This window comes from Bacillus sp. SSR7, assembly GCF_055902415.1.
This window is the reverse complement of the sequence record NZ_JBVVXV010000011.1, coordinates 76,018-88,889: the sequence shown is the minus strand read 5'-3', so window position 1 is coordinate 88,889 and position 12,872 is coordinate 76,018. Positions and strand designations below refer to the sequence as shown.

At 30.6% G+C, this 12,872-nt stretch carries 14 protein-coding genes and 1 pseudogene; 8 read left to right on the top strand and 7 right to left on the bottom strand.

Features of this window, described 5'->3' with window-relative positions; translation table 11 throughout:
- Window positions 1–268 precede the first annotated feature (268 nt).
- Complete coding sequence (locus tag AC0NJG_RS18790; protein ID WP_087951540.1) at window positions 269–658, top strand: hypothetical protein; 390 nt, start codon at window positions 269–271, stop codon at window positions 656–658.
- Between the two features lie 189 nt (window positions 659–847).
- Here AC0NJG_RS18790 and AC0NJG_RS18785 read toward each other — a convergent pair whose 3' ends face one another.
- The 3 genes and pseudogenes from AC0NJG_RS18785 to AC0NJG_RS18775 form a co-directional block, all read right to left on the bottom strand.
- Entirely contained in the window at window positions 848–1,681 is an 834-nt protein-coding gene (locus AC0NJG_RS18785; protein WP_087951542.1) for a CPBP family intramembrane glutamic endopeptidase, read from the bottom strand.
- 294 nt (window positions 1,682–1,975) lie between these two features.
- Window positions 1,976–2,458, bottom strand: a complete 483-nt coding sequence (locus tag AC0NJG_RS18780) for a GNAT family N-acetyltransferase (RefSeq protein WP_001049722.1) — start codon at window positions 2,456–2,458, stop codon at window positions 1,976–1,978.
- Between the two features lie 88 nt (window positions 2,459–2,546).
- Window positions 2,547–2,654: pseudogene (locus AC0NJG_RS18775) on the bottom strand (transposase); the annotation flags it as partial.
- A gap of 154 nt (window positions 2,655–2,808) precedes the next feature.
- On the opposite strand from AC0NJG_RS18775, the gene AC0NJG_RS18770 reads away from it, so the two are divergent.
- Together AC0NJG_RS18770 and AC0NJG_RS18765 are read left to right on the top strand one after the other, a co-directional pair.
- On the top strand, window positions 2,809–3,138 hold the full coding sequence (locus AC0NJG_RS18770) for a 6-aminohexanoate hydrolase (RefSeq protein ID WP_087951544.1): 330 nt from the start codon (window positions 2,809–2,811) through the stop codon (window positions 3,136–3,138).
- Window positions 3,139–3,447: 309 nt separating this feature from the next.
- Window positions 3,448–4,572 (top strand): HD-GYP domain-containing protein, encoded by a 1,125-nt coding sequence (locus tag AC0NJG_RS18765; protein WP_140421258.1) that lies wholly within the window; start codon window positions 3,448–3,450, stop codon window positions 4,570–4,572.
- 152 nt (window positions 4,573–4,724) lie between these two features.
- On the opposite strand, the gene AC0NJG_RS18760 is transcribed toward AC0NJG_RS18765, so the two are convergent.
- A complete protein-coding gene (locus tag AC0NJG_RS18760; protein WP_000540371.1) occupies window positions 4,725–4,835 on the bottom strand; it encodes a YjcZ family sporulation protein in 111 nt (36 codons plus the stop codon).
- Window positions 4,836–5,238: 403 nt separating this feature from the next.
- On the opposite strand from AC0NJG_RS18760, the gene AC0NJG_RS18755 reads away from it, so the two are divergent.
- Window positions 5,239–5,520, top strand: a complete 282-nt coding sequence (locus tag AC0NJG_RS18755; protein WP_474063284.1) for an LCI fold-containing protein — start codon at window positions 5,239–5,241, stop codon at window positions 5,518–5,520.
- 592 nt (window positions 5,521–6,112) lie between these two features.
- Here the strand turns inward: AC0NJG_RS18755 and AC0NJG_RS18750 are convergent.
- Window positions 6,113–6,328: a hypothetical protein gene (locus AC0NJG_RS18750; RefSeq protein ID WP_372514586.1), complete on the bottom strand. Its 216-nt coding sequence runs from the start codon at window positions 6,326–6,328 to the stop codon at window positions 6,113–6,115.
- A gap of 963 nt (window positions 6,329–7,291) precedes the next feature.
- Here AC0NJG_RS18750 and AC0NJG_RS18745 point away from each other — a divergent pair.
- From AC0NJG_RS18745 to AC0NJG_RS18730, 4 genes are all read left to right on the top strand, one after another.
- Entirely contained in the window at window positions 7,292–9,028 is a 1,737-nt protein-coding gene (locus AC0NJG_RS18745; protein WP_474063283.1) for an S-layer homology domain-containing protein, read from the top strand.
- 140 nt (window positions 9,029–9,168) lie between these two features.
- Window positions 9,169–9,483 (top strand): PadR family transcriptional regulator, encoded by a 315-nt coding sequence (locus AC0NJG_RS18740; RefSeq protein WP_001078063.1) that lies wholly within the window; start codon window positions 9,169–9,171, stop codon window positions 9,481–9,483.
- A 13-nt stretch (window positions 9,484–9,496) separates the two neighbouring features.
- On the top strand, window positions 9,497–10,108 hold the full coding sequence (locus AC0NJG_RS18735; RefSeq protein WP_474063282.1) for a DUF2812 domain-containing protein: 612 nt from the start codon (window positions 9,497–9,499) through the stop codon (window positions 10,106–10,108).
- Window positions 10,109–10,371: 263 nt separating this feature from the next.
- A complete protein-coding gene (locus tag AC0NJG_RS18730) occupies window positions 10,372–11,538 on the top strand; it encodes an S-layer homology domain-containing protein (protein ID WP_087951551.1) in 1,167 nt (388 codons plus the stop codon).
- Window positions 11,539–11,905: 367 nt separating this feature from the next.
- On the opposite strand, the gene AC0NJG_RS18725 is transcribed toward AC0NJG_RS18730, so the two are convergent.
- Entirely contained in the window at window positions 11,906–12,145 is a 240-nt protein-coding gene (locus AC0NJG_RS18725) for a DUF2798 domain-containing protein (protein ID WP_087995448.1), read from the bottom strand.
- A gap of 237 nt (window positions 12,146–12,382) precedes the next feature.
- Window positions 12,383–12,844, bottom strand: a complete 462-nt coding sequence (locus AC0NJG_RS18720) for a hypothetical protein (protein ID WP_474063281.1) — start codon at window positions 12,842–12,844, stop codon at window positions 12,383–12,385.
- Window positions 12,845–12,872: the final 28 nt, after the last annotated feature.

Below are 12,872 nucleotides of genomic sequence, written 5' to 3'. Positions count from 1 at the left end.
GGAGGGGATTTTTGTAGTTGATATATATAATTTCATTAAATGTTCTCTCCACAAAGATATGTATTTTATAAATACTGAGATGAAAATTTTAAAAGAAGTAATATGAGTCCTTATTTTTTACGGTACTTATTAATCTTTCTCATCATTGGCTTAGTAATACCGGGGGGGATTATAAATATATTAATTACATAATTTGTCCCTATCAAAATGAACGTTTTTTGCATCTAATATATTGTAAATATATTTTATTTTGAAAGGATGTGATGATATGGCTCATAAATCTACTGGAGTGTTTCGAGTTCCAGTTTCTGAAAATGGGATTATTCCAACTGCTCTCAACATTATGTTAAACAATGATTCACGCTGCCATACTAGTAATGTAACGGTAACTGTTAAGAGAAGTCCAAACACTTCTTTCCCAACTCAAAATGAATTAGTTGAAATCTCTCGTACTTTTGTTTCTTTACAACCGAACAGAACAACTAAGATTGTGTTGTTTACTCCAGAATTCCAAATAGAAGATTTTCTTGATGTTATTATTAGTGGAAATAAAGCTGATGTTAAGGATGTTCTTGTATATTCTTTCTTAGCAGATTCAGCGGGTCACAATTTGTCATCTACTGTTTTCAGAAATGCAGAATACACTTTTGCCTGCTGACAACGTGATGATGTATTCTTTACATCATATCAAGGTGCCATCCTGCAGCATGATATGATAGTAATTTTATTGTGTTGTTATTATATAAGAAAAGAAGACATCGATTAAGATGTCTTCTCTTACTTGTACACTTGGTGTTAAGAAGGTATCATATTGCTTAAAAACCATAAAAAATTGTAGAAACTATTATTAAATCAAATCATGTTCTCTATTAACAAATTTTTTAATTTTATTCCCATATAATACTTTCTTTGGATTTATAATTATAAGTAAAATCGCAACTATTAAATAAAAAATTGCAGTATACATAATTAATTCAATTAATGGTCCATTTATTATGCCAATAAATAAATTAAAGAAAAAATGGATGATAATTGGAACAATTAAATTTTGATTTAAATTATAAAATGTTGTCATGATAATTGTAGTAGATATAATTGCAATCATAAAAAATAAAATATATTTGATTAAATTACTGCCTGTAAAACCTGTAGTAAACCATATAGGAAGATGCCACATTCCCCACCAAAAACCAATAATGATTGAAGATTTTAATGGCGAGTATTTTTTCTGGAGCTCCATTAATGCAAAACCCCTCCACCCTAATTCTTCTCCTAGTGGTCCAGATACAATAGTTTTAACAACATAATAAAGTAACACGCCCCATGTAGTTCTATTAAAAATAGAGTCTGCTTCACTATTAGTCGAAATGAGAAACAGCATTGTCAAAAATATAATTATTTGAATCATACTGACAGTAAGAACTATAGAGTAGTTAAGTTTATTTTTAAATCTATCTTTTACGAATTGAATAAAACTTTGTCCAGAATAAATTCTTTTAAATAGAAACATAAAAGCAAAAGTGGAAGACCAAGCTGATATGCAGAGCATTACATCAAAAATCCAAGTTGGAAAATGTAATAACTTTGTAATTCCTACAAGCAGAAAAAGTGGCCAAAAAATAATGTTGGTTAGTAATATAAAACTTACCACGGGCTTTTTCAGTCTTTTATCTTCAGTCATATACAATCCCACCTTAAGCTAAATTTTTAACATATAATAATGTACTTATTCAGTGCGTCGAGATAATAAACCGAATATTCTTTCTATTATATTTGACATATGTAAATTCCTACAGAGATTTTTCATTGTATATGTTGGAGTTACTTGCCGTTTACGTTATAAGAGATATATACATCTTGGTAAATTTTTAGATGCAATGGGTGTTTCAAGATTTTTTTGCTTCATATGTTAAAGAATATAGAGCAAAAACCAGAAAATGAAAAGATTTATACAGAACTATAGGTATATATAATTTTATACATTTACATAGTTTTTTAATTTTAAACAGTAAACTAATTCTGGATGGTGTCCTTCTTCAATCTCTCCTGTTGGCCTAAAACCCACTTTTTCATAAATCCGCTTTGCGCGTTCATTATCGTGAATAACCGATAAGAATATTTCTTCGCATTTGTACGTCTGAACCATACTATCTATTACTGCTTTTAAAACAGGAACCCCATACCCTATCCCTTGATATTGATGGCCAAGCATCATACTAATTAACTCATATTGCTTCGTTTCATTTCTAAACCCATACGAAGCAAAACCTATTAAAACATCATTATCATATATAGCTTTCGGAGTAAACCCAAACGTTTGGCAAGCTGCAAGAAAGAAAGCATTTGAACCAACCCATCTTTCATATATTTGAATGTGTTTTTCTTGAAGTTTATCTGATTTTAAATTAATAATTTCAAAAAAATTTTCTTCTGTTACATCTATTAATTTTAGATTCATCTTTTCCCCTCTTTCCATTTTTTACATTATCTATTCTAATTCTTTATCGTATTTCTTATTCCTTTATCTTCTTAATCAATAACTCATTAGTATTCCACATACTAATTGCATGAATTAAGAGGTTTCGTGCACTACTTCTTGGAAGTTGATCTTGTAGCGCTCTTTCTCGTAATTCACTATGTTTTCCAAAGAAAATAATGAAAGGAAAGGCGATGAATACATTTACAAAATGACAAAACTGTAAGAATACACGAATGTTTGTAAGAAAGTTCGATGTTTTCCTTTTTCTTTTTTTATTATAGTGAAAAAGAAGAACGAAATATTCTCTTATGTAGGAAAGGAAGATAATAATGATTGATCTATTAAATAAATGGATGTTAGAAAGTACAGGCAATTTCAATATCGTTGTAGGACTTACAGCACTTCTATTTTTAGGTTCAGTAATTGCACTTATTATTATTTACAAAAAAATTGGTAAACCAGATGAAAGAACAAATGCTATTTATTTTAAAATTATTTCTTGTATGTTTACTACTCAAATTCTAATGAATTGCATATTTATTTCTTTAGTTGGTAAAGATATCGAGAATTTCCGTCAAATCTTTATATTATTTGAAGCTTTTGTATTCTTTATTGGAGCTATTTATTCGTTTAAATTATATAGACAGGAATACAAATAGTTCACTTATAAGAAACAATAAAAAATGTAAACTTTTCATTTTTAGTTTACTGTATATTCTATACATATGAGGTTAATATAACGTCTCATTATCGGTAGCAAGAAAAAGGCGCATTCCTACTTTCAAAAGGAATTCGCCTTTTTCTTTTTCTATAACCCTATCCATCTCTTTATACATTCCTATCATGGCAGTACCCTATTTATAGGTTATGAGAAAGGGTGTTTTTTGCACTATTATCTATTCTTAGATATTATTAATAATATCTATATGAACTTCTTTTTTATTAAAAAAGGTTTGGCGGTGTGTAAAATGATTAAAGGGATTAAAAATATTGAAACGAAAGAACCGATAAAAATGTTTCTATTGGTTCCCTGTAGTATTCTTTTGTTTGATAATATTTATCAACATTTTATTCTTAGAAAGGACTTTTCACTACAGAAACTTTTATTTGAACTCGTATTTTTATTTATTTTTATTTCATTTATTTTATATAATAAGTGTTTACAAAAAATGAATAAACAAATGTTTACAAAATATATTTTTCTTGGAGTAAGTATTATTTATCTTTTGGCATATGATCTTATGTTTATACGTAATCCTGATGCTTCTTTACATATCCCTTATTTAGAGTGCTTCTTAGTAATTTCTGCACCTTTATTTTTAAGTATTCAGTATCTGCTATGGGTATCTATTTGTATGATATGTAGATTTTTAATTGCTATTTATTATTTTGACATTAACTATCCAATATCATTAATACTATTGTTTCTAACAATTTTTGTTACGTCATTTTTTGTATTTCTTTCATTAAAATTTTTAGTACAAAAAATCAAAGCATCCTATGAAAAACAAATGAAAGAAACAGCTTTATCGATAATGAGGATAATGGAATTAAAGGACCAATATACGAAAGGACATAGTGAACGTGTAGCAAATTATGCTACTATTCTTGCTAAAGAAACAAATGAATATGATGATAATTCTTTAAAACAATTTCATTTTATTTGTTTATTACATGATATAGGGAAAATAGGTATTCCGGATGAAGTTTTAAAGAAAGCATCTTCTCTTACAGAAGAAGAATATAATATTATTAAGACACACCCACAATTAGGATTAGAAGTCTTCAAAAATATATCTTTAATAAAAGGTAGTGAAGATATAATTCTTTCTCATCATGAAAGATGGGATGGAAAGGGCTATCCTCAAAAACTAAAAGGAAATGAAATACCATTATGCGCAAGAATTGTTGCAATAGCAGATGCTTTTGATGCGATGACTTCTTCAAGAGCGTATCGTTCGGCTCTATCTCCTGAAGAGGCGTATAGACGTATTATAGAAGGATCTGGTACACAATTTGATCCTTCCATGGTAGAGATTTTCAAAAAGGTATTTCCTTTGTGGGAAAAAATGGTCCCCAATTCTTTTCGTTAAAAACACATGTCTGAAATCGATTCTTATTTCAGGTATGATGAATACGAAAAATGAAAAAACAAATTCAATCGTCATAAAAGTTTGGAACTAGATAATGAATAAGGCACATAAAGAAAAGGTACCTATATGTAGGTACCTTTTCTAATAGTTTTTTAGCAGAAACAACTGCATCCGATAATGATTAATAGAATAAATAATACAACTAATAAAGCAAATCCTCCAGCGAAACCGCAGCCTTCGCCGCAACTACCACCATATCCCATAACAATTGTGCCTCCTTTAGATAAGAGGGGAAAACTAGGGTTCATTCCATGGATTTTAATGGGTTCACTTTACCTTATGTTTTAAAGAACGAATGGAGCAGGTCCTTTTGAAAATAAAGAAAAAACGCCATTAGGCGCCTTCCTTTTAGGTAGATAAGACTTTAGTTTTCCAATCTAAAGAAATTTTGTATCAGTTCTTTGTGAGTATATCATAATATCTGGTTGATTTATTATGCATTGTTACATACTTCTCTAAATTCCTCTATTTTTCATTTGATAAAATAAAATCCTAATATTACCAAAAGTTAAATAAATATTTCTACATATTCAAGATATTTACATAAATTACAAAAGTGATACATTTAAGTTGTAAGCTATAAAAACTATTAAAGGGGGATTTATTATGTTTAAGAAATTAGTAGTAGGGCTATTGGCAACTGGTATTGCATTAACAGGAGGAATTGGAGCGGCTTCAGCTGATACGCAAAAGGCTGTGAGTTCTCCGAAGCAAGCAGCATGCTCAATTCCTTATGAGTATTCTAATGGTAAATTCAAAAGAACTCTTTATTACTCAAATGGAGTATATGCTAATAGTTTTACTGAAAATGTTTGTGGCGGGACGATTACATGGTATTTAAAACATGTTCAAAATGGAGTTGCTTTTTACGAAGGTAATTTAAAATAGTAGAGTTTTTGAACCTCATGTATTGAGGTTCTTTTATTTTTGATTTTTAAACTGATTCTCTATAAAAAAGCTAGGATTTCTCTTAGCAAAAGAGTTATATGTCATACAGAAAGACAATTGTATGCAAACTGGATATTTTCAATTTTATTATATAACGTTTATTGAGGGATTAATTGAATTATAGCAATCTTTACGTAAGTTTTATGTGATATTAAAGTTTTTGGGAGAGGTTGAAGTAGAATTTTGTACAAATAAGTAGGAAGTATGGGGATAATATTATAAATAAAGGGCTCAATTCTCAAAAGGGAGAGAGTTGAGCCTGAAGAGGTAATTACTAAGCTCTCGGGTTGATGAAAACTAGTAATTAAATAAAATCGCCCTAGGTTTAAGGGGTCTAGGGTTTCACGTTTTGGTATATCTCACACGACATTATAAAAAGAATAGAACGTACTGAAGATAACACATGAATGTTTCATAAATGTATCAAAAAAATGAACAAATTGTGTTTGAAATAAAAAAGGTCCTTACTATTATGTAAGAACTCTATAAACAAAGAAAAAAGTCGTATGTGCCTCTATATTAGAATTGAAAGTTAGCAAGCAATACTTAAAAAAGTAAAAACGGTAAATCCGTAAACTAATAAGCTACTAGTAGCAAGGAATTTTATAATTTCATGTGTAGAAATAATAGTTAAACATAGTGATATAGATGCACCTATAAAGAATTGGTACTTCGTATGTATATTTGTAAGATTAATTATTACAAGTATAGTTAAGAAAAGTGAAATGAAGTTAAAATATCTTTTCATTGTCATATTTCCTTTCAATGTTTGATCTGTATTTATTATACCGGATTGTACCAGTAATAACATACTTAGTAATGAATCTTAATAGAAATCTTATTTTTCATAAATAAAAAGGCGGTTGTTTCCGCAACCACCTTTCAGCAAAATAAAGCACTTTTTCAGAAATAAAATATGGATGATTCCTAAAAATGTTATAGGATATAATTCCATTTTTATATTTCAAGTGACGAGCTTAATTTATAAGAAAGGAATGACTACATTATATGAAAGCTTGTTTAACAAGGTTACATATAAAAGAGCAGCTAGCAAAGGCTAACTGCTCAATACAAGGAGATACAGAGAAAACTAAATGGTTTTTGGCATACAGCCTATCAACATTATGGACATAATATTGAGTTTTATTCGAAGGAATTCATGTTTTATAAATTATATTATAATAATAGATAATTTAATAAATTCTACGATTGGTTTAGGGTTAATAAGGCAATACATCGCTCCACAGAAATTAGAAAAGGCTGTGGCTTGTATAATGAAATAAGTGATGATATGGCACGAAAGCAAACGCGAGAGTCTCTTAGTATTGTACTAGATAAAACGATAAATGCGTTTAGAAAAATGAGGAATAAAAGAAAGGACCCCCTGGAGTTCGGGTCCTTTTAGAAGTGATGATGTTTTCTTGGCTTGGGAAACTGAGAAAATACAAAAATATAATACATTGAGATTTAGAGAATTTCAATACTAAATTAGAGATTATCATGAGGGAGTTATAACGAGTTACTATTTATATATCCACAAGTAAAACAACATAATATCACCATGAGCTTCTATAACAATATGAATTTTTGCATATTTCAAAACCTAATATATCCTTCAAAAAATTTTAATAGTATAATATGTTTTGTCATATTCTTTTAGATTTTTCGACAAAAAATAACATAAATAGAAACGATATTGGGAGAAGGAATTATGTACATAAAACTATTAAAATCAATTACATCATTATCGCTTATTGGCGGTGCTTTATTTTATACAAACGGCAGTGATGTGAAGGCTGCTGAGGCGGGGATTTTTTCTGATGTGCCTACATCGCATTGGTCGTATCCAGCGATTAAAGATTTATCGAGTAAAAATATTATTTCTGGTTATGGAAATGGGAAGTTTGGTTTCGGTGATGTTGCGACGAGAGAGCAAGTTGCAGCTTTAATTTATCGTGCGTTGTTACCGAATAAGCAAGGTGGTACGTTTAGTAATGACGGTGCTTGTTACGTATTACAAGATGGATCCACTTTAAACAATCCGTATCGAGATATTCGCTCAGGATCCACATTGTTTCCAGAAGAGGTTTTAACGTTAACGAAATTAGGGATTTTTAACGGGGATGGAAACGGAGGTTTTAGACCGAAAGATTCTGTTAGCCGTGCAGAAATGGCGCAAATTATTAAAAATGCTTTTCAAGTTTCGGCTAAGCAAAAGCATACATTTAATGATGTTCCGAATGGTTTTTGGGCAGAAGGGGCGATTAGTGCGGTGCAGTCAAACGGGATTGCATCTGGTACAGGCGACGGGAAATTTGAACCTTCTAAAACGGTAACGCGTGAACAATATGCACAGTTTTTATATAATGCTTTGCAGTATAAAAAGCCTGCGGTTGCGGTGCAAGATACAGGGGATGCAGCACTATTAGCAGCATTTAAAGATGAAGTGCAAAAGCGTATTAATGCGTACGAAACGAATATTACACTTCCATATAAAACGACAAATAGTAATACAAAAGAAGTGATGAATACACTTTTTAACGCCTATAAAGAAGTGGCAAGTAAAAATGAGTATACAAATAATAATAGATCGAATGTTTCATATGGACTTTCTGGATCACCTGGAAATTATACGTTTACGCTGAAAATTACATATCGTGAAACGAAAGAACAAACAGAATATGTAATGAAGCAAGCAAAAGCAATTGTTTCTTCTATTATACAAGTTGGGATGGATGATCACGAAAAAGTGAAAGCGATTCATGATTATGTCGTAAAACATGTTTCTTATGATACGTCTTATAAAGCTTACACAGCATATGAAGCACTCGTAAATCGTTCTGCGGTTTGCCAAGGTTACGCACTATTAACTTACCAATTATTAAAAGAAGCTGGAATTGAAAATCATTTCGTAACGGGAACTGGTGATGGACAACCTCATGCTTGGAATCTAGTGAAAATCGAAAACAAATGGTATCACCTTGATACAACATTTGATGATCCAGTGCCAGATGAACAAGGCCGCGTAACATATTCTTATTTCAACTTATCAGATGAGCAAATCGCAAGAAATCATGAGTGGAACCGAGGGGAATATCCGCAAGCTACAACAAATTATTATAGTACATTAACAAATAAAATTGCTGCAGGTGGTACGAAAATCCCTGCCTATCAGCAAATATTAAAAGATACAAAGTTAAATTATTTAGGAAATGAATACATCGCAAATAACTATAATGAATTAAAAAATAAAATGCAGCAACGTTATAACGAAAAGTCACCAAAGATCGAAATCCTTTATAAACAATCAATGGATGGCGCATTGCAAGATGTGAAAAAAGTAATTGGAGAAATCGGCTATCCGCAAGGAGCAAGCCGTGTTTCTTATAAAGCGGAGCCATATAATGCGAAAGAAGGGTATTCTTTAGTGACGATTACGTTTATGTAAAAAAATAACCTAGATCCTATGGGATCTAGGTTATTTTTTTATAACTTAATTTGACATATACAGTCAAACTGTATAAAATCAAGATATATAGTTCAACTATATAGTTTAGCTATATATTTATCGTTACATTGGAGGTCTTTATGAATAGAGATAAGAATTTACCATTAACGGAAACAACGTATTACGTTCTTTTAGCTTTATTAGAGCCAGCACATGGTTATTTAATTATGCAAAAGGTGGAGGAACTGAGTAATCATCAAGTAAAAATCGCAGCGGGTACATTGTATGGGGCGGTTGAAAATTTATTAAAACAAGGGTTAATAGAATCGGTAAAAAGTGAAGATAAACGAAGAAAAGTGTATGTCATTACGGAACGCGGGAAAGAAGTATTGCATTTAGACTTTATGAGAATGCAGCACATTATTGCCGTTACAAAAAGTTTATTACATGTATAGTTAGGGGGAAACAATGATGTGGAGATTGAAATTCTTTTTAGACTTTGAAAAAGAGGAAAAATGGTTAGAAGAGATGGCTTGGAAAGGCTATCAATTAGAAAGCAATACATTTGGTTATACATTTAGATATACAGAACCAGAAGATGCGACGATTAGAATAGACCATAGAGTATTTAGTAGAAAAAGTGAATTTATGAATTACTGTACATTATTTGAAGATAGTGGCTGGGAGCATATAGCTGGTAATTGGTGGTCAGGTACGCACTATTTTAAAAAGGTAAATGAGGAAAATGACGATGACATTTTTTCAGATCAAATGTCACGAGCAGGGAAATATAAACGTCTATCTAAAACATTTTTAGAATTAGCGATATGTTCTATTCCGATATTAATTCTATTTATGTTTAATGACACGATTCGTTTAGGAGCACTTGCAAATCCGAAAGAACTATATTTTACGCCAGGACTATGGGATAAGCAAGGTGTATCATTTCTATGGGCATTCTTATTTGAAACACCACTTGCATTGATGAGAGGCTTTGCATGGTTGTTTATCCCTGCTGCAATTGTTATGTATTTAGTTTGTTCGTATAAAGCAAATCGATTATATGAAGAGAGAAGATGATAGGATGGGTCCCCTTAAAGCTGATGCTTTGAGGGGATTTTTTGCATTTATAAATTGTATTTTTTTAAATGGATAAAGGAAATGAGTGCGTATTGGAAGCAAGTTAGTACGATTTTAATTTAGTTGTATAAACATTATATGCTGGAATAACCTTCTTTAAATATTCCATAATTAACCTACAAAAAACATTTTTATATGTTAATATTAAAAAATGTGTACGGTATTTTTTTAATATATTATTTTAAGAATAAGGGGATTCAATTATGAATTTTAAACAATTAATTTTAGCAGGGGCAGTTATTGCATCAACAACACTAACACCTCTAACAAATGTGCAAGCAGAAAATACACTAGGATTTAAAGATGTTCCTGAAAATCACTGGTCTTATCAAGCAATTATGGATTTAAAAGAGAAAAATATTGTGGCTGGTTATGGAAACGGAATGTTTGGTTTTGGTGATAATATTACACGAGGACAAGTAGCTAGACTAATATATGCCTACTTGAAGCCAGTAGATGAACTTAATACACAAAACCCTTTCACAGATATAGAAGAGCATATGTTTAAAAAAGAAATTTTAGCTCTTAATAAAGCTGGTATTATGAACGGATTTGGTAATGGGAAATTTGGTCCAGATAACGTTTTAACGCGTGAACAATTAGCTGTTGTATTAACAAAGGCTTTTAACTTCAAAGCAACATCTACTACTACTTTCAAAGATGTAGATAAAAATTACTGGGCAACAAATGCTATCAGTGCATTACAAGAAAATAAAATTACGACGGGCACAGGTGATAATAAGTTTGAACCACAAAGTCTCGTGACTCGTGAGCAGTATGCACTATTCTTATACAATGCTATTATTAAATCCGAAAAACCAGAAAAAGAGCCTGAGTCAAAGCCTACTGTTATTCCGCAAGATTTAGCAGACGATGATATTTATTATGACAAAGATTATTGGATGAATGGATCATCTGTATTAAAAAAATCTATCTCTAAGGAAGCGCAAAATCTTGTTACTGAAATTAATGCAAAATATAATGTGAATTTAAAGTACAGTGATATAGGAGGTCCATATTCAGAAGTATTTTTAAAAACTCCTAACTTAAGAGGATTTGCTGATTTCGGTAGCAATTTCTATGTACGTGGTAATAATGAAAATGACTTTTTTGTCATGTTTGTAATTGATAACGCTAAAGGTGATAAGTCATTAATAGAGTTAGCAAAAAAATGGATTAACATGATAAATCCGAACTTAGATTTAAGTAAAGAGATTGATACACGATTAGCTTCTAATGTAGAAAAAGATGAATATGATGTAGGAGATACACACAAGCTTATGATAGAAAAAAATAATCTTAAAATAGATATAAGCTTAACGTCGCAATTTTATAATAGCGATCAAATGTTTATTAAAGTCTACAAGTAAAAAAGAGGAGTGAAATGTCACTCCTCTTTTAATTTTTATGTATGGTGATCCTATATAAATAAAGTTAATAAAAATTGCTTCTTTTAAAAGAAGCAATTGTATAGAGCATGCCCGTAATTTAGAATTTACTACATCCATTGTTGTAAATATGTATAATTACATAAAAATTCAAGGGAAAAGAGAGTATACTTTCTTATTGTGTAATAAAGATAAAGCCCGCCTACGGAAATAGGCGAGCTTTTTTAACGTATAACGAAAAAACAACTTTAAGATGCCTTTCTTCGAGTTGAAACAGTTTACTAGGTTAAGTATTGTGATGAGTATCTCTTTTCATTTAAAGGAACTAGAGTAGTGCATCACTTTATTTTTAAGCATCCTTCTCAACAAATATGAATATTTTCATTATCCTTTTCACTACAAACGGTAGTAATTTAGAAGCTAAAAATGCAAGCACGAAAGCAATTGCCCATGTTTTTATCCATGATTTGAGAAATAAAGCTGTATACCCGACGTTCATTGAAACCATGACGAAAGAGATAATACTAGATATACCTAAAATCATAAAGATATTAAAAATTAATGGTTCAAATTTTTTATTGATTTTCAAAATTAACACCTATTTTCTATATACTTTGCTGCTCAATTTCACCAACATCTAATCTTACAGTTTGAAATCTAGGTTGTCCAGTTTGTTGTACTTTTCTGCAATAGCAACAATAGGTATATAACCATAGAGTAAATAAACGTCTTTATAATATAACTAATACTTCTGCTTTGGATGATAAGGAGCAGAACTCGATAGGCTGTATGAAGAGAGAAAGGATCCCCTTAAAGGAGATCCTTTTTACATTTTAAAGAAATCTTTCATCATTTTAGCGTCCTCAATATTCACGATCACGCCTTCAACTTTATCTTGTTTCTTATCTTTAGCAATTGTAATTTGCTCCTTATTATCAACCCAAACAAGAAACTCTTCTTTGGAGTCATCTTTATATGTAACGGTAATAGTAGAATGTGCAGATTCTCTCTTTTTTTGATCTAAAGTAATTGTTTTAGGTGTTCCATTTTGAACTGCTGAAACGATAGATTTTATCATTTCTTCGTTATCTGTTTGAGATTTTGAAACGTTGTTATTTATTGTGTTAAGTATTTCAATATCTGTAATGTTTGCGGAATTTAATTGAAAGGTATTTTGTGTATGTTCTTGCTTAACTTGTGAAGCTTTATCTGTAGCCGAGGTGCTTGTACAACCTATTAAAGTGAAAGATAGAGCAGTTAGAGCGCATATAGATATAATTTTTTTCATAGTATCCCTCCTCACGTTTAATTATAAC

Bases quoted from the DNA above. Each gene is read 5' to 3' on its own strand.
- AC0NJG_RS18770 (WP_087951544.1), top strand. From the start codon at position 2,809: ATGATTGATCTATTAAATAAATGGATGTTAGAAAGTACAGGCAATTTC.
- AC0NJG_RS18760 (WP_000540371.1), bottom strand. From the start codon at position 4,835: ATGGGATATGGTGGTAGTTGCGGCGAAGGCTGCGGTTTCGCTGGAGGA.
- AC0NJG_RS18790 (WP_087951540.1), top strand. From the start codon at position 269: ATGGCTCATAAATCTACTGGAGTGTTTCGAGTTCCAGTTTCTGAAAAT.
- AC0NJG_RS18740 (WP_001078063.1), top strand. From the start codon at position 9,169: ATGAATAGAGATAAGAATTTACCATTAACGGAAACAACGTATTACGTT.
- AC0NJG_RS18780 (WP_001049722.1), bottom strand. From the start codon at position 2,458: ATGAATCTAAAATTAATAGATGTAACAGAAGAAAATTTTTTTGAAATT.
- AC0NJG_RS18755 (WP_474063284.1), top strand. From the start codon at position 5,239: ATGTTTAAGAAATTAGTAGTAGGGCTATTGGCAACTGGTATTGCATTA.
- AC0NJG_RS18735 (WP_474063282.1), top strand. From the start codon at position 9,497: ATGATGTGGAGATTGAAATTCTTTTTAGACTTTGAAAAAGAGGAAAAA.
- AC0NJG_RS18750 (WP_372514586.1), bottom strand. From the start codon at position 6,328: ATGAAAAGATATTTTAACTTCATTTCACTTTTCTTAACTATACTTGTA.
- AC0NJG_RS18720 (WP_474063281.1), bottom strand. From the start codon at position 12,844: ATGAAAAAAATTATATCTATATGCGCTCTAACTGCTCTATCTTTCACT.
- AC0NJG_RS18745 (WP_474063283.1), top strand. From the start codon at position 7,292: ATGTACATAAAACTATTAAAATCAATTACATCATTATCGCTTATTGGC.
- AC0NJG_RS18730 (WP_087951551.1), top strand. From the start codon at position 10,372: ATGAATTTTAAACAATTAATTTTAGCAGGGGCAGTTATTGCATCAACA.
- AC0NJG_RS18785 (WP_087951542.1), bottom strand. From the start codon at position 1,681: ATGACTGAAGATAAAAGACTGAAAAAGCCCGTGGTAAGTTTTATATTA.
- AC0NJG_RS18765 (WP_140421258.1), top strand. From the start codon at position 3,448: ATGATTAAAGGGATTAAAAATATTGAAACGAAAGAACCGATAAAAATG.